The sequence below is a fragment of the Candidatus Giovannonibacteria bacterium genome (genome assembly GCA_016432405.1).
In the GTDB taxonomy this organism is placed as follows: domain Bacteria; phylum Patescibacteriota; class Minisyncoccia; order UBA11713; family 2-01-FULL-45-33; genus MFHE01.
The window spans coordinates 509,374-528,208 of the sequence record CP066687.1 but is presented as its reverse complement, the minus strand read 5'-3'; the positions used below and the strand labels follow the sequence as shown (position 1 = coordinate 528,208).

Here is an 18,835-nt window from a genome sequence, read left to right as displayed (position 1 = left end):
GACAGGTATCACAACTTAAATCATACCTCAATAATCACCGGCAATACCATGGGGCGGCGGTTGGTTTTTTGGAAAAGGTAGGAGCCCAGTCGCTCGCGGACATTGTCGCGGACATGGGTATAATTTATCGGATGCATTTTATTCGTGGATTCTTCCACCACGCGCTTTACGAGGTGGCGCGTGTGCGCGAGGAGTTCATGCGATTCTTTTAGATAAATAAAACCGCGCGAAATTATGTCGGGCGAGCCCTTCACCTGTCCGGTTTTTGAATCAACCGCCGCGATGACCACGAAAATGCCGTCCTGCGAGAGCATCCGGCGGTCGCGCAGAACCACCTCCTGCACGTCTCCGATGCCGAGGCCGTCCACCATGACATAAAAAGCGTCAACGGTTTTGTCGGTAATGACCGCGCTGTTTTTGCCAAGTTCTAAAATCTGGCCGTTGTCCATTAAAACGATGCGCTCTTTGCCGATGCCTATCGGTTTCATATTTTGGATGTTGGCGGCGCGCTTGAAATAGAAGCCGTGGATGGGGACAATGAATTTCGGCTTACAGATTTTAGCGACTATCGTCAGGTCGTCGCCGGGGGCGTGGCCGGATGAATGGATGTCAAGGTCGTCATTTGTGATAACAATCGCGCCTTGGCGCGTGAAATTGTCTTTGAGCGTCTGCACGCCGCGCTCGTTGCCGGGGATTACCGAGGAAGAAAACATAATCGTGTCGCCTGGCTTGATGTGAATATGCTTATGCTCGCTGTTCGCTATGCGCATCAGCCCGGAGTTTTCCTGTCCCTGCGCCCCGGTTGAGAGAATGAGTATTTTATCGTCTTTGTATTTATTTATTTCTTCAACCTGCACGAGCGTTCCGGGCTTGTATTTGATATAGCCGAGCTGTTTGGCGATTTCAAGATTGTCTTTCATGCTTCTGCCATTGATTACGACTTTGCGGCCCAGTTTTTCGGCAATTTTCACGATTTCGGCCATGCGGGTAATCATTGATGAAAATGTTGAAAGGACAATCCGACCCTTGGCTTCCAGAAAAGTTTTTTCAAGATTGGCCTCAACCAATTTTTCCGAAACAGAATGGCCTTCCACGTCAGCATTGGTGCTGTCCAAAAACAATGTATGGACGCTGAGTTTAGAGAGCCGTTCAAATTCCTGGATATTTTGAACCGTGTCTTCCTGGTCGTAGTCAAGCCGGAAATCGGCGAAATGCACCATAATGCCTGCAGGAGTATGGAACGCCACTCCGGTCGTGTCCGGCACGGTGTGGCTTACGCCGAAAAACTCGGCGGTCAAATGCTCGGAGAGCTTGATTTTGTCGCGGTTTTTTATTTCTATAAAGCGCATTTTCGGGACATTCGGCATCTCGCTTAAGCGTTTTTGGAGGATTTCTCTGATGAGCCGCGTGCCATAAATCGGCGGATTTCCGAGCCGCTCCAGCACATAAGGGACTGCGCCGTAGTGGTCATAATGCCCGTGGGTTATGAGAAGCGCCCTGATGTTTTTCTTCTTTTTCTCAAGATAGCTCGTGTTAGGGATAATCCAATCCACGCCCGGGGTTTCTTCCTCGGGAAACTGTATGCCCATGTCAATAATTACGATTTCGTCATTGTATTCAAAAAACGAGCAGTTGCGTCCGACTTCCTCCAGCCCGCCCAATGGGACATAATAAAGCGTGTCGCGCTTAAGAGCCGCGGCGTGGCCGCGCGCTTCATGGCCGGTAAGCGAGCCCTCTTTATAAAATTTGCGGTCGGAGGTTCTATTTAATGTTCTGATTCTTGGTCTCGATTGTCTCGGCGGCATATTTTTTTATTTAATTAGTAATAAATAAGTTATAACGATTTTTAGCGTCTTTCTTCACGATTATGTTTGCTTCCTTGCATTTCAAATAGGATTGAACAGCGACGAAATAGTGATGTGGAAACAAAAAATCTTTTTCTTTTAGTGACTTGAGTTGTCTTTTAGTAAACCACTTTGCTTCTTTTACTTCGCCATCGTGAAATTTAATTACACCAGATTTAATTTTAGCTATAAAATATATTCTTAATCTTACTTCGCCCTTTTCTTTATTGAACCAGTTTGATATATATATTAAACTGGTCGGTTTTATATTGAACCCGACCTCTTCTTTTGTTTCGCGAACTAACGCATCCAACAATAATTCTTTAGGCTGTACTCCGCCGCCAGGCAATTTCCAGCCGTGTCGATAGTGATCTTCTGTTAAAAGTACCCTACCGCCCTTTTTGATTATTGCGTACACAGAGATGCTGTAGTCATTTTTGTTTTTTTTCATGCTTTTGCGTATTTACTTTTGCCCCAGAGAGGATTTGAACCTCTAACCCTTGCGGGATACGGTTCTGAGCCGTACGCGTATTCCAGTTCCGCCACTGGGGCTTGTCTTAAATTGCTCTATAAAGTTTGTCTATTGTTAAAAGGTCTAAATATTTTCCAGGATTTATCAGCCAATCCAATTTTTCAGGAGTTTCGCGCAAATTCCAGATCGGATATTCCGCACCGTTTTTAATCCCAAATTCTGGCAGGTCGCGGAATTTTAGTTTTTTAATTTCCGGAACGGATTTGTAATTTTGGTTTTTTTCAAACTCTATTGCTTCACCGACGTCTCTGACATAGTAGCATCCCCCGCGGTATTTTTTTATGGTTTCATAATCGTAATCCACGAGCCCGACCCAATTAGCCAGAACCAAATTCGCGTCGCCAATATTGATGGCAAGGTGGCCGAAGTTCGGCGGTGTCACAACTTTTTCTCCTGCGCTTGCCTCTATTATGTAGGCCTCCGTTATTGCCGCGGGGTCGTTTTCATACCGTTGGATTAAGAAATAAGCACGGCCCTCTAGAACTTCGTAAAGGTCGGACTGCGGTCCGCGGTGGTAATGCCCGAATGTCTTGGCGAATTCACCGCCAATTTTTTGCTGCGGTATTTCCGTAATGTCGTATCTGACTTTCCCGCCGACGATTTCAAGGTTTCTATAAACTTCGTAGAAAACGCTGTTTTTCCCGACCGCCTCCGGATTTCTAAACACCGGCTTCATGTCAAAAACCATGCGTTTGGAAATGTCGGGACTTCTTGCGCTATTTAATAAATATTTTCCAAACATACATTCTTTCTAAATACCAATTATGAATCGTGTCATACCGGTCTGAACCGGTATTCACGCTTTTTATTTCTATCCCGCCCAGAACGCGCGGAACTGCGTAAAGATAGGAAGGAGAGAAAAGGAATACCGCCGGCTGGTCGCGTTTTATCTCGCGCTGGATGTTTTTATAAAGCTCGGCGCGCTTTTCTTCGCTTTGCTCAACACGGACGTCTTCCAAAAGCTTATCCACGCGGGAATTGGCGTAAAGCGCAATGTTGTATCCCGGATGGTTCCTTTGGCTGGAATGCCAAAAAGCGAAGGGGTCGGGGTTTTTGCCGACAAGCTCCTCGCCGTAAAGAAAAGCGTCGTATCTTCTGGGTCCGATTACGCTTTGCTCAAGGTCGCCTACGGGGAAATTTTTTACTTCAACTTTAAAGCCGGCTTCGTTCCACATGTTTTTTAAGATTTCCGCAATCTCCAGAAGTTCCGCTGTCCTCGCCGTTGTAAGCGTGAAGCTGATTTCTTTTTTACTTTTACTAACAATGCTCCTCGCCGCATCCGGGTCGTATAAATTATTTTCCGCTGCTTCCGGAAGCGGCCCGTCGATTATTTTCCCGCGTCCCCAAAGCCCTCTGTCCAAAAGCGCCTTTTTATCCACCGCGGCGTTAAGCGCCTTGCGGACATCTGCGGAGGCGAACTCTTTTTTGGCCCCCTGGTTTAAAAAAACGGCGATTACGCGTTCCAGCGAAATATCCTCAACTTTCGTCCTGCTCCCCAGCTTATCTATATTTTTCGGAGATATCGCGCCGTAAGCGTCTATCGCGCCGCTTTCCAGGCCTTTGAGCGCGGAATCTTCGTCGGGATAAAATTTCAAAAAAACGGTTTTGATGTGCGGTTTGCCCAAAGCGAAATATCTATTTGCGGTAAGCGTTGCGGAAACTATTGAGCCGCGAGAGTCCTTATCAACTGACTTTATTTTGTATGGCCCGGCTCCCACGGGGTTTGTGTTGAGCTCCGCCAAAGATATCTGTGACGCCGGGATTTTTTCCCAGACGTGTTTCGGCAAAATACCAAGCGTCAAATTTTCCAAAAACGGCGCGTAGGCCTTGTTGAGGCGGAAGCGGACCCTGCGCTCGTCTATTTTTTCAACTTCAACTCCTTCCCAGTTGGCGCGGCGGATGCTCTGTACAAGCGGATTCTTCGCCATGCTGATTGTGAAAATTACGTCGTCCGCGGTGAGCTTTTCGCCGTCCGACCAGTAGAGTTTGTCTTTCAATGTCACCGTGTATTCCCGTCCATCCGGGGAAACTTCGTATTTTTCCGCAAGCGCCGGCTTGGGCTTACCCTCGCCGTCGTGGCGCAGGAGGTCAGAATATAGCAGGGAAACCAAGTCGCGGTCGGCGTCCGATTGCGCGAGAAGCGGATTCATAAATCGCGGGCTCCCGACAACGCCTTCGCGCAGCGTCCCTCCGAAAGCCGGAGTTTCCACCCCGAATTTTTTATTTATTTCAGTAAGTATGCCCAGAAACGACACCAGCGCTATGAGCGCGAGCACAATGAGCACAAGAATTTCAGCCCGCATGGGGATAATTTATTTGATAATGAGGGTGATAAAAGCGGTCAAGGTGAATAATACTCCGAGTACAATCGTAGCAATAAATAATCCTTTCTCCAGCCCCCGTTTTGACCTGTAAATCTGGCCGCTTCCGCCGAAAGCCGCGCCTAAACCCACGCCTTTTTGCTGGAGCAAAATAGCCGCGACCAAGAGCGCTGAAATCACGATTTGAGCCCAGAGGAGTAAATTACGCATTCCAGGTAGTAGAATTTCGCATTATTTTATAATCTAAACATATTTATTTTTTGCAAACAATATCACGTTTGAGAGCATTGCCAAAGTAGTTGCTTACGGCTTCGCCGTGATGCGAAATTTCACTACCTGGCATTATTTATTAAGGTTAGCATGTGTAAATAGGGAAGTCAATGAGCCAAAAAAGTAAAACGGGGAGAGGTACTAGGACACTCTCCCCGAGTTCAGCATGGAATCTTACTTTAGGATTTTTAGAAAGGGTGGTATTTCAAGGTTGGCTAATCCTTGCCCAGAGGCAAGACCTCATCGCCTCCCACCTATCCTACGCTTACCTAAATTCCCCGTTTCAGACCGGTCCAAAAGAGGGACTCGAACCCTCCATCCTCCTGGATAGAAGTTGCTTTTAGCTACTCCTCGATAGGGTATGATAGTGCGCATACCCGCAGACCGGACTATCAAGTTTCTCTAAAAGCCCATTCCCGTTTCCATGCCAAACTAGGATTAAATTAGCACCTAGGTTTTAAAAGTCAAGCTTTTGCGATGGAGTTTTCTGTAATGCGAAATCGCAAATCTATGGGCTTCGGAGTCCAGCATTAAAATAAAATTTTTGAGCGGTTCGGGGAGGCGGGCAAGTGAGATAGGAGATGCTTTTCCGGAAATAAAAATATGGTCGCCGACATGTTTTTTATTTTTGGTGAGGGCAATGAATTTTATAACCTCCCCCAACCCCCTCCTTCGTAAGGAGGGGAGCTTATTCTTTTTATCCCCTCCTTTATAAGGAGGGGCAAGGGGAGGTATTGCTTTTAGTGCCGCGCTAAGCTGGCTTTTTCCTCCGTCCACTAAAATAATTTCAGGATACGGCCATTCGCGATGCTTTAATCTCCGTTCCAAAACCTCTTTAAGCATCGCGGGATCGTTGGACTCTTTGACCGTTTTAATTTTAAACAGGCGATAGGCATTTTTTTGAATTTTGCCGTTCGCGAAAACAGCCATTGAGCCATAGGCAAATCGGCCATGAATATTGGCGATGTCGTAGGATTCTATTCTATTTACCCCCACACCAAACTTTTTGGTGTGGGGGTTTATGCCGGATACGCCTAAAATTGATTCCAGCGCCCGCAGGGCTTTTTGGTACTCTGTGGGCAAGTCCTGCTTGATTACTCCCCTGTGTTCAAAAATTTTTTCCAGCGCGCGGATTTGGTCGCGGATTTTGCCGGCCTCTTCGTATTTTCTGGCGTCGGAGAGCTTATGCATTTCTTTTTTGAGCGTGAACGCAAGCGATTTGTTGTTGCCGGAAAGGATTTTTTTGATTGCGCGGATGTTATTTTTATAGACCTCCCCTTGGTCCCCTCCTTGATAAGGAGGGGAATGGGGAGGTAAACAGCAAAACCCTAAACATCTCCCAATCCGCGCGTTGAGGCACGGGCGCGGATGGGATTTTTTGCATGTGCAATATGGAAATGCGCGGCGGAGAGTTTTGAGGACGGAGCGTAACGCCCCGCCTTCAGTGAACGGGCCGATATAATTTGCTTCGCGGTTTTGTTGATGCGTGATAAATATTTTCGGAAATTTTTCTTTTGTAAACCCGACGTAAAAATACTGCTTGTCGTCGCGCATCAAAACATTGTATTTAGGCAGGTGTTTTTTAATTAACTCCGCTTCGCGAATCAGCGCTTCTGTTTCCGAGCCCAAAACTTCCCAACTTAAGTTTAACTTGGCGGCTAAGCCGCCAAGTGGCGGCTTAGCAGCTTTTCCGAAATATGATCTGATCCGCGCGCGCAGATTTGCCGCCTTGCCGATATATAAAATCTTCCCGCCCTTATCTCTAAAAAAGTAAATCCCGGGCGCATTCGGCGCTTTTTTAAAGCCCTTTCGGGTAAGCATGAATGGATAATAACATAACTATAAAAAAGAAAGCCGTAAAAGACTTTCTTCCATAAAGATTACCTCGCTACTGTACTTCTGGGCTTATTATACTCTTTGCGGGGCAAGTTGCAATCTCTTGACATCCGTCCTATAATTAAAACTTTATGGAAGCGAGAGAGAGCGGCAAAAATTTTATAAGGATTAGGGGAGCGAGGGTGCATAACCTTAAAAATATTGATTTGGATATTCCGAAAAATAAACTCGTGGTTATCACCGGGCTTTCCGGCTCCGGAAAATCATCTCTGGCTTTTGACACTATTTACGCCGAAGCCGAAAGGCGGTTTGTGGAGTCGCTTTCTTCCTACGCGCGGCAATTTTTGGGCGTTAAAGAAAAGCCGGAAGCCGATTCCATCTCCGGCCTTTCGCCGGCCATCGCCATTGACCAGAAAAGCGTGGCAAAAAATCCGCGCTCAACCGTCGGCACAATTACGGAAGTTTACGATTACCTCCGTATTTTATTCGCGCGTGCCGGTGAGCCGCACTGTCCGAAATGCGGCAAAAAAATAGGCAGGCAGAGCGCGGACGAAATTTTAAATCACATTTTGAAACCTGCCCGCGCAGGCGGGTTAAAGAACGGCTCGCGGATAGATATTTTCGCGCCCGTGGTCAGAGGCAAAAAAGGCGAGCACAAAAGCATTTTGGAAATGGTTCGCCGCGGAGGATTTTTGCGAGTGAGGATGGACGGAGAAATAATGCGCTTGGACGAAGCGGAAAATCCGCCGGCTGGCGGATTGAATCCTAAACAAGCCCATAATATTGAAGTGGTGGTGGACAGATTAGTCATTGACAAGGAGCTTGACAGGCCGCGACTCCGCGAGTCCTTGGAGACGGCGCTGAAGATTGGGAAAGGGCTGGTATTGATAAACCCCCACACCAAAGATTTTGGTGTGGGGGTAAATGACCAGCTTTTTTCCGAGCACTTTGCCTGCCCGGATTGCGGCGTTTCTTTGCCGGAGATTGAACCGCGCCTTTTTTCTTTCAATTCTCCCTACGGCGCCTGTCCGCATTGCACCGGTTTGGGAAGCACCTTGGAGGTTGAGCCGGATTTGGTTATCCCAAATAAAAATTTGACACTGGCGGAAGGAGCTATCAGGGCATGGGCAACGGCTTCGCACAAAGTCGGGCGGCAATCCTGGTATTGGTGGATTTTATCTGATTTGGCGGAGAGGCACGGATTTTCTCTAAACACGCCTTACGCGAAATTGCCGGAGAAAATAAAGAAAATAATTTTGTATGGTGATTCGCCTCGCTCCTCAACACCGCCCGGCGGGAAGAAACCGGGTTTTTTGGCAGTCCCAAAACCCGGTTTCGAGGAGCCGGGCGGTTTCGAAGGAGTAATCGAAAACTTGAAACGCAGGTGGAAAGAAACGGAATCGGAATGGACTAGAGAAGAAATAGAAAAATACATGCGCGTGGAGCAATGCCCCGTCTGCAAGGGCAGGCGGCTTAAGCCGGAAGCGCTGGCCGTAACCTACGCCGACAAAAATATTGCCGAGATTTCCGCTCTTACTATTTCGGATGCAAGAAATTTTTTTATTCCCCTCCTTACGAAGGAGGGGGTTGGGGGAGGTGGCGCTTTGCGTCCGTTGCTTAGAGAAATTTTGCGGCGGCTGGAATTTTTGTTGGAGGTGGGTTTGGATTACCTGACCATAGACCGCGAGTCCACGACGCTGGCAGGTGGCGAAGCGCAGAGGGTGCGGCTTGCGACTCAGATCGGCTCGGCCTTGACGGGAGTGATTTACGTTTTAGACGAGCCGTCAATCGGGCTCCATGCAAGAGACCATGCGCGGCTGATTAAAACGCTGAAAGATTTGCGCGATTTGGGGAATACCGTATTAGTTGTGGAGCACGATGCCGAGACGATGAAGGAAGCCGATTGGATAATTGATTTGGGTCCAGGCGCCGGCAAGCGCGGCGGCCAAGTTATTTTTGAAGGAACTTATAAAGAACTTTTACGCGCGAGAACTTTGACTGGGGAATATTTGTCTGGCAGAAAAGAAGTGAAAAGCGAGCCGAAGGCGCAGGTTTTGCAAGACCTTGCGCAGACCGACGGGGCGAGCAGAGCAATTCGCCAGCAGGCGAATATGCGTGTCCTTGCAAAACCTAGCGCCAAGGCAAGTGCGGATAAGTTGACCATCAAAGGCGCTTCCGAGCACAATCTTAAAAATATTGACGTAAAGATTCCTTTGGGCAAGCTGGTCGCCGTCTCCGGAGTTTCGGGGTCGGGGAAATCCTCGCTCATCTCCGACATTTTGGCAAAGGCGCTTTTGAAATATTTTTACGGCTCAAAAGAAGAGCCGGGCAAGCATAAAAAAATTGAGGGTTTGGAAAATATTGATAAGGCGGTGTTGGTGGACCAGTCACCCATCGGACGCACGCCGCGCTCCAACCCCGCGACTTACACCGGAGTGTTTTCGTTTATACGCGAAATTTACGCGCGGACTATTGAGGCGCGCGCCCGTGGATACAAATCGGGACGCTTCTCCTTCAATGTCAAAGGCGGGAGATGCGAGGTTTGCGAAGGGCAGGGGGTTAAAAAAATAGAGATGTATTTTTTGCCGGATATTTACGTGGAATGCGAGGAATGCCACGGCAAGCGGTACAATAAAGAAGCGCTGGAAATTTTGTATCAAAATAAAAATATCGCCGATGTTTTGGATTTATCAATAGAAGAGGCGCATAAGTTTTTTAAAGACATTCCGCAAATTGACCAGCGCCTGAAAACTCTCGTTGAGGTTGGCTTGGGATACATGAAGCTGGGCCAGCCGGCGACGACGCTTTCGGGCGGCGAGGCGCAGAGAGTGAAGCTCGCGTTTGAGCTTTCCAAAAAAGCCACGGGGCGAACTCTTTATATTTTAGACGAGCCGACAACTGGCCTCCATTTTGACGATATCCAAAAACTTTTAAATATTCTCTCCGCACTGGTGGATAAAGGCAACAGCGTCTTGGTTGTTGAACATAATTTGGACGTCTTAAAAAACGCCGACTGGATAATTGACCTCGGTCCGGACGGCGGCGGCAACGGCGGGGAGGTGGTCGCCGAAGGCGCCCCGAAAGAGATCGCCTCCCACAAAAAATCATACACCGGAGAGTGGTTGCGTAGAATACTATAAAATCATAACGATTTCCTACATACATCGTTTTGCCACGATCGTGAGAAAACAGTGTATGGCAAAAAAGTGTCGCCTAATAAATTAAGCAAAATAAGCAAAAACAGAGCTATTGATTGTTGGGATAATAAAGTATGACGCAAGAAGAAAAATTTGTCGTTAATCCTTTGGAAAAATATTTTTTAGACCCCAAACGCTCAGGGGCAAAATGGACGAGAAAAGATCGGTCAAGAGGTATGTCAGAAACCGGATGGGATTTACAAGTCGAACGAAAAAAACAAGTTTTATTAATTGAGGCAAAGTATATACGAGGACCGTTTGCTTCTGCTTTTGCTGGCTTGACTATAGCACCTTTGACTAATCGCCCTGAAAAAATGAAGAATAATCTGTACCGAAGCCGTTACTCTGTTATTTGTTGGGCGATTGGTTTTGGTTATAAAAGGAGGAAATATAAAATGAGCCGTATTTATCAAATTTTATTTGATTATTTGGCTAGAAATTTAGAATTTTGGGAATGTTATTCAAAAACTCTAAAAGTAATGTATATCTTCTTTGTTGATAATCAAAAAGTGGCCAAAATCAGCTTTAGCAAAATTATTAACCTTGCGGCACGATATGAACTCTCGATTAAAAAATCTTTACCCGAAAGGAGAGCAATAGCAGAAAAATTATTAAAAATTCTTGATTTTAAATAAAAAGCAAAATATGCGCAGAAATGCCATTTTTTAAATCCACAGCGGGGCCTGAAACCTTGACTAAGATATGGGCGTTTTGGTAATATACCCATTAGCACTCGGAGGTCAGGAGTGCCAACCCCGCTAAAGCGGGAATGACTAATTAACCTAATTTCTAATTGACCTAATTAAACATTAGAAATTGGGATTTGATTAGAAATTAGAATAATTAGAAATTAGAAATTTTAAGCCATGCTTAATATCAAGCCGTTAGGCGACAGGGTTTTGATTGAGCCATTGTCTGACGAGGAAAAAGCCAAGCAGTCAAAGGGAGGGATTTTAATACCGGACACCGCGGACAAGGAAAAGCCACAGGAGGGAAAAATTATTGCCGTGGGGGAAGGGAAAAGATTAGAAAACGGAACGCTCCAGCCGCTTTCGGTAAAAGCCGGCGATAAAGTTTTATTTTCCAAATACGGGCCGACAGAGATAAAAATTCCTGCCTCGTCGGCAGGCGGGGACGACAAGGAATATTTAATAGCCAAAGAAGAGGATATTCTAGCGATTATAGAATAACATGGCAAAACAAATAAAATTTAACGAAGAGGCGCGGAGCGCCATTAAAAAAGGCATAGACAAATTGGCCGAGGCGGTGCGGATGACTTTGGGACCGCGCGGCCGAGCCGTGGTTATTGAAAAAGGATACGGCGCGCCGCAGGTGACTTTTGACGGGGTGACAGTTGCCAAAGAAATTGAGCTTTCGGACAAATGGGAAAACTTGGGAGCGGAGTTTATAAAACAAGCCGCCGACAAAACCAACGACCGCGTTGGCGACGGCACCACAACCGCCGTTGTTTTGACGCACGCGATTATTGAAGAAGGCGAGCGGGCGATACACGAAAAGGGCTTTAATGTTATTCAGCTCGCCGAGGAACTTAAAAAAGGAAGCGAGGACGTGGTGAAGGCGCTGGAGCAGCAAAAAGAAGACGTTTCCGACAATAAAAAATTGCAGGAGGTGGCGACGCTTGCGGCAAAAGACGCGGAGATCGGCAAACTTTTGGCGGAAGTGATGTCCAAAGTCGGGCGGGACGGCGTTGTGACTATTGAGGATTCCAACACCGTCGGCAGCTCGCACGAAATGGTTGAGGGCCTGCAGTTTGACCGCGGATACGTTTCTCCTTACATGATTTCCAATCAGGAGAAAATGACTGCCGAACTGGAAGACCCTTATATTTTGGTGACCGATAAAAAAATTTCGTCTATTCAGGATATTTTAAAATTATTGGAAAAGGTTTTGGCAACCGGCAAAAAAGAACTGGTTTTGATTGCCGATGAAATTGAGGGCGAGGCGCTCGCGGCCCTTTTGGTCAACAAACTCCGGGGCGTGCTTAATGTTTTGGGCGTAAAAGCGCCGGGATTCGGCGACAGGAGAAAAGAGATGCTGCAGGACATCGCAGTTGTGACCGGCGCGGAATTTATCTCGGAGGATTTGGGGAGGAAGCTGGAGAACACGGAGGTGAGCCAGCTGGGACACGCGCACCGCGTTGTGGCGGACAAAGACAACACCACGATTGTGGGCGGAAAGGGAAACAAAAAGGCGATAGAAGAAAGAGTTGCCCAAATCCGCGCGCAAATTAAAAAGACGGACTCGGAATACGAAAAGAAAAATTTGCAGGAACGAGTCGGCAAACTTTCCGGAGGCGTTGCCGTGATTAAAGTAGGCGCGCCCACGGAATCCGCCCAGAAAGAATTAAAACAAAGAGTGGAAGATGCTGTTTCGGCAACCCGCGCCGCGATGGAGGAAGGAATTGTTCCGGGCGGAGGAATCGCCCTGTTTAATTTGGTTGTTTCGGCACAGGGAGAAATTATTGAACATGCCGTTTCTGCTACCCTGGCCGCTACCGGGATTTTGAATAAAGCGCTAAGAGCCCCCGTAGAGGCCATCATTCAAAATAGCGGAGAATCCGTAAATAAAATTATTGATGAATTGGTAAAGCAAAAAAAGGCAAATAATGGAGACGATAACAAAGCGCAATGGCTGGGATTTAACGCCGCAACCAATAAAATCGGCGACCTCAAAGAAGCCGGCATTATTGACCCGCTGAAGGTCGTAAAAATCGCTTTTCAAAACGCCGTTTCCGTAGCGGCGAATTATCTCACCGTCGGCGCCGCCGTCACAGAGATTCCGGAAAAGAATCCGCCAGCTGGCGGACATCCAATGGGCGGCGGCATGGGTGGCCACATGGACTATTGATTTAATTTGTTCCTCTTGCTAGCATAGGCCAAGAAAGCAAAATTTTGGTTTCGGAAGGAGGCGGGCAAATGATTGACGAAAAGCAGTTTTTGAAAGCGCTACGCGCGGCGGTCAGGACGCTAAGGTGCAAGACGGTATTGGACAGAGGATGCATGCTAAGATTTATTCTTGGAGGTGGCGATGATGACAAGTATTGTCCGATAACATTGCTAAGCGCTGCACGCGAACCGGCTATTTATTACAATCTGTCATATGAGATAAAAAAAGCGGCGAAAGCTGCAAAAGTGCCGGCTCTGCTCCGCGAGCGTATCAACCGCGCTACGGATCGCCATCCGATCCGCTATGACAAAGGGTTAAGGCGCAAGCTTATGCGCGCCGCCGGCCGCTGGACATAAGCGGAATAACAGATTCGCCAAAAGAGGGGGAACCAAACACCCTCTTTTTATTTTTTATGCCTTTGCTATAATTTAAGTCATGAACATCGTGTATTGGATTTCGGGAATAGCCGTTTTAATCGCGCTTTGGGTCGTCTTTGCTTATAACCGGCTGGTGACTTTGGGTTACCGCGCGAAGGAGGCCTTGTCGGACATTGATGTACAGCTTAAGCGCCGGTATGATTTGATTCCGAATTTGGTGGAAACCGTGAAGGGCTATATGCAGCATGAAAGGCAGGTTTTTGAAAATGTAACCCAAGCGCGCGCGCGGGCTATCTCCGGCGGGAGAAATTTAAGCGAAAAAGCGCAGGCCGAAGACGCGCTTTCTTTAAATTTGAAAACTCTTTTCGCGGTAGCTGAAAATTATCCGGATTTGAAAGCCAACGCCAACTTTTTAGATTTGCAAAGGGAGCTTGCCGACACCGAAAATAAAATCCAGGCCTCCCGCAGATTTTACAACGGCAACGTTATGGAGTTGAACACCAAAATTGACACTTTTCCGACGAATCTGATTGCCGGCCGGTTTGGATTTTCAAAAATGGAATTTTTCGGAGTGGAGTCGGAAGCCGAGAAGCGCCCGGTTAGCGTTAAATTCTGATGCTCGCGCGTTTTGCAAGATTTTTGGTTCTTTTTGACATACTTTTGGTTGCCGGCGTTATTATCTTTTTGCATTACGGCGTCTCCAGATTTGACGTTTCCGGCCCTACGGATATTTCCGCTTGGATGGCGATGGTTGATTGGTCAATGGGCCTTGTTTTATTCCTTTTCTATCTGCTTTTAGTTGTGTTGATTGTTATTTTTATCAATTACGTAAGGAGAACAAAAGAATAATGGCTGAATGGAAGGAAAGATATGAAGAAATACAGCCGAAATTAGAGAAGAAGCGGTTTTACTTGTCACGCGAGTCATTTTCTAAAGAGCGATTGCGAGTACTTAAGGAGGAATTCGGTAAATTTCAAGAAAATCATCCCGAGGTCCTTGCACTTAATTTGTACGGTTCTATGACTAAGGGATATGCAAAGCCGGAAAGCGATATTGACGGGTATTTCTTTTTATCCGGTGACGCCGAGAATCCATCGGATTTGGCAGAGGATTTCAAAAACACAGTAAGCGGCCGATTGGAAGGCGTTGGGCTTTCTTTTCAATTGAGACGTCTTAACGAGGGTGAGCTGGAATCGGTGATAGATTCAATTGTTGAAGATTATAATAGAGAAAAGAGTATATTACCGTATACTTCTATGGAATCAGCCGTCGGGTACTTTGGCAATAAGTGCGAAAGAATGGCTGAATTGTTCATTGGGATTTCATTGGGAAACGGGCTGAAGCAATATCGAGAAAATATGCTTTTTAAACTGCAGTCTTTAGGAGAGCCGGGAGAAAAAATCTGGCACAAAATTGTAGAAGTGATAATGTTATTGGAAAGACCCAAGATGCGACCCGGATTTGCAGATTCCGGCGTGCGTCAAGAGAAATATAAAGCCCTTTACCCTCAAACGGTTGAAGAAGCAATAAAAAATTTTGTGGAGCATAAACCTTTTAGACAGAAGTATCGTTAACAAAAGAATAATGACAATCTACTCGCATCGCGATTCAAATATCAGAAAGACCTTCGCGCTATTCGGCGTTTTTTTGCTCGCGGTTATCGGTTTGGGCTGGATATTTTCGCAAATTTACGGCAACGTCTCCATTTTATTTTTCGCTGTAATTTTCAGTTCCGCAATGAGCGTCATTTCTTACTGGTATTCGGATAAAATCGTGCTTATGATGACCCGTGCGCGGGCGCTTCAAAAAAAAGACGCGCCGGAACTTTATAACATCGTGGAAAATCTTACCATCACGGCCGGGCTCCCCATGCCGCGGCTTTATTTGGTTGAGGACAGGTCTCCGAACGCTTTTGCCACGGGGAGAGACCCCAAACACGCCATTGTCGCGGTGACATCCGGCATTTTGGATGTTTTGGACCGCGCCGAGCTGGAGGGGGTTTTGGCGCACGAGCTTTCGCACATCGGCAATCGCGATATGCTTTTGAACACGGCGGCGGTGATTTTGGCCGGATTCATTTCGCTTTTGGCCGATTTTTTTATGAGAAGTTTGTGGTGGGGGAGTTTTAGAAACCGCGATGACAATAGGGCCGGAGGAATTCTGGTTTTAATCGGCGTCGCGCTTTTAATTCTTGCGCCGATTGCGGCCACTTTGATGCAGCTGGCCATTTCCAGGAAACGCGAGTTTTTGGCCGACGCTTCCGGAGCGCTTTTAACGAGATACCCGGAGGGGCTGGCGCGGGCGCTTGAGAAAATTTCAAAAGCGCCTGCGTCGGTTACTAACGCGACTCCTACCATGGCACATCTTTGGTTCGCTGACCCGTTTCGCAAAAAATACGGAATTACAAAATTATTCATGACCCACCCGCCGGTTGAAGAAAGAATCAGAGCATTAAGAGCCATGAGCGTATAAAAAATCATGAATATTTTTGTTTCTTCGCTCTTTGATGTATTTAACGCGGCCGCCTGTTTGGTTTCCGCTTCGCGCCTGCGGCGGTCGCATAAACAAAAGCCCAACGTCTTAGTCAGGGATTTTTTCTATTTTTACCTGCTTTTTACCGTATTTTTTGCCCTTTTGGCGGCTCCGGTTATTTTCCACGGCGATTTGAAAATCGTGCAGCTCTTTTTTGTTTTCGGGCACCTCATTCTTTATCTTGCGCTTTCTTATTTTATAAGAATTTTATTCGCCTTGATCGGCTGGAGGAAATTTTTGCTCCCGCTGCAATTGTTTCTGGCGGCGGCGGGAGTCGTTGTGTTTTGGGTCAGTTTGCGGTCCGGAGACGCTGCCAGAATTTGGGAAATTGGTTTGGCGGGCCAGCGGCTGATTGCTTTCAGCCACGGCGGCGCCCCGTGGGCCCGCCTGCTCATCGGGCTTATCGGCGGGTTCTCCGGCGTGTTTTTTGCCTTGATTATGTTTGTTCGAAGTTTGCGCCTGGAGGATAAATTTTTGCGCCGGCGTTCCAGGTGGCTTTCCTATGGGACTTTTGTGCTGGGCCTTGCGGCCCTCTCTGCCTTTGAATTTTCAGTTTTTTCGTTTTATTCTTTTGGTATTGTGGTGGCCGCCGAGGTACTGGCGATTTCCGGGCTTCTTTTGATGTTGAAAGGAATTTTTTACGGCCGTGATACGGGGCGAAGAAACGGAGGCGTCGCATAGTGGTCTAGTGCGCTCGCTTGTCCCGCGTGGCGGGATGCCGCAGCCCCGCAGCCCCGCAAAACGGGGCGGGCGCGGGGCGGACGCGGCAGAGAGCGTATAATTAAAAAGCATGTTTAAGATTTATATAATTCAAAGTTTAGTAAATGATAGATATTATATTGGCCATACCGAAGATATTAATAAGCGCGTAGCCAAACATAATGCTGGGGAGGTAAAATCTACAAAATATGGCAAGCCATGGAAAATTATTCATTTGGAGGAATATAGTTCTAGATCGGAGGCATATCAAAGAGAGTTGGAAATCAAGAGTTATAAAGGTGGAATAAAGTTTAAAAAGTTATTGGGATTATGGAAGGGTGGCTGAGCGGTCTAAGGCACTCGCTTGGAGAGCGAGCATCCCGGAAACGGGATCGCGAGTTCGAATCTCGCCCCTTCCGCCAGTTGGGAAAATGCAAATTTGAAGAGGTCAGCTCGCGGCGCGTTCCGCGCCGCTCGGCTAGGATTTGAAAGGGCTTTTTTGGCGAAAAAGAAACGGATTTATCAATAAGGGCAAAAGAAATTTTTTCATAAGATTTTTTGAAAACAGAAACTCGAAAGGGTTTCTGTTTTTAGTTGACAATTAAGTATTTTCTGCTAATCTTAAATTAGTTCTCATAGTCCTTTGAAAGGAGGTAGACGGTATGTATGAGCATATACTCACTGGAAACGTGTACACCGTCCACGTGCGAATGACGGTCAATTCGTATACGGAGTATTCGCGCGGGGACCACTATGCCGGAGACGGAGAATACACCGTCTCCTACGGGACCGGCGAAGCCACCATCCGTGATCGCACGGGGCAGACCATCGCTGTGTGTGGCCTCGGGTACAGTCGTACGGACCCACGCGGTGGCTGGTTGCGAGGGGTGAGCGACGCAGTATTCAAGCGTTGCGTGGAAGTCGAGGGACTCTTGCCCGATCGACAGAAGGCGTATGCCGATTGGCTCGCCGAGAAGTGGATCGAGTGCTTTCGCAAGTCCAACCAAGGAGGTATGCCGAGAGTTGCTCTTGCCGAGCCGGATCGTGCGGAGCTCATTCAGTTGGGCTTTGCCCTCGATCCGAATGGCCAATCCTCGCTACCGCTCCATGATGTACGGAGTCCCGCGAATGCCTGACTCCACTCTTGATGGGCGCACGACTTTCGGGTACGGCGCCTTTCTTTTTTGTGAAGAACAATTTTGTGCGTGCTTCGCACGCTCGAATTTGTATTCCGCCAAAGAAAAACTTGAAATTGTTAATGTTCTCGGCTTCGCCTTTCATTTTGCCCGCCCGCCCATTCCGAGTCCGTCGAAGGCGGACGAGGGCAGAATTCCGTTCGAGCTATTTTTAGAATACACCGCCAGTTAGGAAATGAAGTCATTGTGCCAAAAAGTAAAATCAGTATAATAGAGACATGAAATCAATTATTAAGAAGAGTTTTACATCCCCGGATGAAGTCTACAATCCAAAAGAAACGATGAAGCTTGAAATTCTTGATGTGGGAGAGGGTCTTAAATTGCAGAGGAATACGGCACAGCCGGAGTATCATGGGGAAGATTGTCCATACGACCATATGCTATACGTAGTTTCAGGTAAATTCCATGTCCGTATGCCCGGAGGTGATGAAATTGAATTTGGCCCCGGCGAAGTCGGAGTAATACCCGCCGGACACGATTTACGGGTTACAAGCAGTGAACCCGCAGTCTGGTTGGAAATCAAGCGCTAAAATCCTGGCTCTAAGTTTTAGCCGTTCGGATATTTTCAAACAGACACCGAAAAACAAATAATGACCATTATAAAGTTTCTTAAGAAAATATTTTTTTATTGCTCGCTTGCGGCACTTTTTACCGCGCATACGGCGCGGTATTTGGCGCGGCGCGCATTCGGGCGGAGGCACGTTTCGCATGGGGCGCGCGTTATTCTTGTCCGCGAGGGGCGCGTTGTTTTGGTGCGGCATTGGTACGCTCCCGGAGTATGGACTTTGCCTGGCGGAGGAGTGGGCGCGAATGAGGCGCTGGAAGAAGCCGCAAAAAGGGAAGTTTTGGAAGAAACCGGGCTTGCGGTTAATTCGTTCGGCGGGGAGCTCGGCACTTACCACGGGCTTATGGGCAAGCGGGACACGGTTACGGTTCTTTTTACGGAAGATTTCGGCGGCAACCTTAAATTTTCACCAAATTTTGAAATAATGGAGCGCGGATTTTTTGATTTTGATAATTTGCCGGAGGTGCTCTCGCCGGCAAACCGCAGGCGGATTGAAGCATATTTTAAGGGAATTAGAAGAGAAAAAGGCATATGGTAAAAAATTAAGGTGTGTTATAAT

Annotated in this window: 20 protein-coding genes and 2 tRNA genes; 15 read left to right on the top strand and 7 right to left on the bottom strand. The window is 47.2% G+C overall.

Features of this window, described 5'->3' with window-relative positions; translation table 11 throughout:
* Nucleotides 1–20: 20 nt before the first annotated feature.
* From HYW15_03205 to HYW15_03175, 7 genes are all read right to left on the bottom strand, one after another.
* Nucleotides 21–1,805, bottom strand: coding sequence for a ribonuclease J (locus HYW15_03205; GenBank protein ID QQG42488.1), 1,785 nt, complete (start codon nt 1,803–1,805; stop codon nt 21–23).
* Nucleotides 1,806–1,815: 10 nt separating this feature from the next.
* The gene (locus tag HYW15_03200; GenBank protein QQG42487.1) at nt 1,816–2,295 is read right to left on the bottom strand and encodes an NUDIX hydrolase; all 480 of its coding nucleotides are present in this window, start codon (nt 2,293–2,295) and stop codon (nt 1,816–1,818) included.
* Nucleotides 2,296–2,314: 19 nt separating this feature from the next.
* Nucleotides 2,315–2,396: transfer RNA gene (locus tag HYW15_03195), tRNA-Leu, on the bottom strand.
* Between the two features lie 5 nt (nt 2,397–2,401).
* Nucleotides 2,402–3,118: a hypothetical protein gene (locus tag HYW15_03190; GenBank protein QQG42486.1), complete on the bottom strand. Its 717-nt coding sequence runs from the start codon at nt 3,116–3,118 to the stop codon at nt 2,402–2,404.
* Nucleotides 3,093–4,679 carry a peptide ABC transporter substrate-binding protein gene (locus tag HYW15_03185; GenBank protein QQG42485.1) on the bottom strand — a complete coding sequence of 529 codons (1,587 nt, stop codon included), beginning with the start codon at nt 4,677–4,679 and terminating at the stop codon, nt 3,093–3,095. Before HYW15_03185 ends, HYW15_03190 begins: the two co-directional genes overlap by 26 nt.
* Nucleotides 4,680–4,688: 9 nt before the next feature.
* Nucleotides 4,689–4,907 (bottom strand): preprotein translocase subunit SecG, encoded by a 219-nt coding sequence (gene secG / locus HYW15_03180; GenBank protein ID QQG42484.1) that lies wholly within the window; start codon nt 4,905–4,907, stop codon nt 4,689–4,691.
* Nucleotides 4,908–5,417: 510 nt separating this feature from the next.
* Entirely contained in the window at nt 5,418–6,788 is a 1,371-nt protein-coding gene (locus HYW15_03175; protein ID QQG42483.1) for a GIY-YIG nuclease family protein, read from the bottom strand.
* Nucleotides 6,789–6,934: 146 nt separating this feature from the next.
* Between HYW15_03175 and uvrA the strand changes: the two genes are divergently transcribed.
* The 15 genes from uvrA to HYW15_03100 all read left to right on the top strand — a co-directional run bounded on the left by uvrA (nt 6,935) and on the right by HYW15_03100 (nt 18,814).
* Complete coding sequence (gene uvrA, locus HYW15_03170) at nt 6,935–9,943, top strand: excinuclease ABC subunit UvrA (protein ID QQG42482.1); 3,009 nt, start codon at nt 6,935–6,937, stop codon at nt 9,941–9,943.
* A gap of 131 nt (nt 9,944–10,074) precedes the next feature.
* Nucleotides 10,075–10,635, top strand: a complete 561-nt coding sequence (locus HYW15_03165; protein QQG42481.1) for a hypothetical protein — start codon at nt 10,075–10,077, stop codon at nt 10,633–10,635.
* A 231-nt stretch (nt 10,636–10,866) separates the two neighbouring features.
* Nucleotides 10,867–11,190 (top strand): co-chaperone GroES, encoded by a 324-nt coding sequence (locus tag HYW15_03160; GenBank protein ID QQG42480.1) that lies wholly within the window; start codon nt 10,867–10,869, stop codon nt 11,188–11,190.
* 1 nt (nt 11,191) lies between these two features.
* Entirely contained in the window at nt 11,192–12,868 is a 1,677-nt protein-coding gene (gene groL / locus HYW15_03155; protein ID QQG42479.1) for a chaperonin GroEL, read from the top strand.
* A gap of 68 nt (nt 12,869–12,936) precedes the next feature.
* Nucleotides 12,937–13,263: a hypothetical protein gene (locus HYW15_03150; protein ID QQG42478.1), complete on the top strand. Its 327-nt coding sequence runs from the start codon at nt 12,937–12,939 to the stop codon at nt 13,261–13,263.
* 79 nt (nt 13,264–13,342) lie between these two features.
* Complete coding sequence (locus tag HYW15_03145) at nt 13,343–13,900, top strand: LemA family protein (protein QQG42477.1); 558 nt, start codon at nt 13,343–13,345, stop codon at nt 13,898–13,900.
* Nucleotides 13,900–14,133, top strand: a complete 234-nt coding sequence (locus HYW15_03140; GenBank protein QQG42476.1) for a hypothetical protein — start codon at nt 13,900–13,902, stop codon at nt 14,131–14,133. Before HYW15_03145 ends, HYW15_03140 begins: the two co-directional genes overlap by 1 nt.
* Nucleotides 14,133–14,858, top strand: a complete 726-nt coding sequence (locus tag HYW15_03135) for a hypothetical protein (GenBank protein QQG42475.1) — start codon at nt 14,133–14,135, stop codon at nt 14,856–14,858. The genes HYW15_03140 and HYW15_03135 overlap by 1 nt, the downstream gene beginning before the upstream one ends.
* 10 nt (nt 14,859–14,868) lie before the next feature.
* Nucleotides 14,869–15,756 (top strand): M48 family metallopeptidase, encoded by an 888-nt coding sequence (locus tag HYW15_03130; protein QQG42474.1) that lies wholly within the window; start codon nt 14,869–14,871, stop codon nt 15,754–15,756.
* Between the two features lie 6 nt (nt 15,757–15,762).
* A complete protein-coding gene (locus tag HYW15_03125; GenBank protein ID QQG42473.1) occupies nt 15,763–16,497 on the top strand; it encodes a hypothetical protein in 735 nt (244 codons plus the stop codon).
* A 109-nt stretch (nt 16,498–16,606) separates the two neighbouring features.
* Nucleotides 16,607–16,861 (top strand): GIY-YIG nuclease family protein, encoded by a 255-nt coding sequence (locus HYW15_03120; protein ID QQG42472.1) that lies wholly within the window; start codon nt 16,607–16,609, stop codon nt 16,859–16,861.
* Nucleotides 16,848–16,937, top strand: a tRNA-Ser gene (locus HYW15_03115). The genes HYW15_03120 and HYW15_03115 overlap by 14 nt, the downstream gene beginning before the upstream one ends.
* A gap of 706 nt (nt 16,938–17,643) precedes the next feature.
* Nucleotides 17,644–17,883, top strand: coding sequence for a hypothetical protein (locus HYW15_03110; protein QQG42471.1), 240 nt, complete (start codon nt 17,644–17,646; stop codon nt 17,881–17,883).
* A 46-nt stretch (nt 17,884–17,929) separates the two neighbouring features.
* Entirely contained in the window at nt 17,930–18,241 is a 312-nt protein-coding gene (locus HYW15_03105) for a cupin domain-containing protein (GenBank protein QQG42470.1), read from the top strand.
* Between the two features lie 60 nt (nt 18,242–18,301).
* The gene (locus HYW15_03100; GenBank protein ID QQG42469.1) at nt 18,302–18,814 is read left to right on the top strand and encodes an NUDIX domain-containing protein; all 513 of its coding nucleotides are present in this window, start codon (nt 18,302–18,304) and stop codon (nt 18,812–18,814) included.
* Nucleotides 18,815–18,835 lie beyond the last annotated feature (21 nt).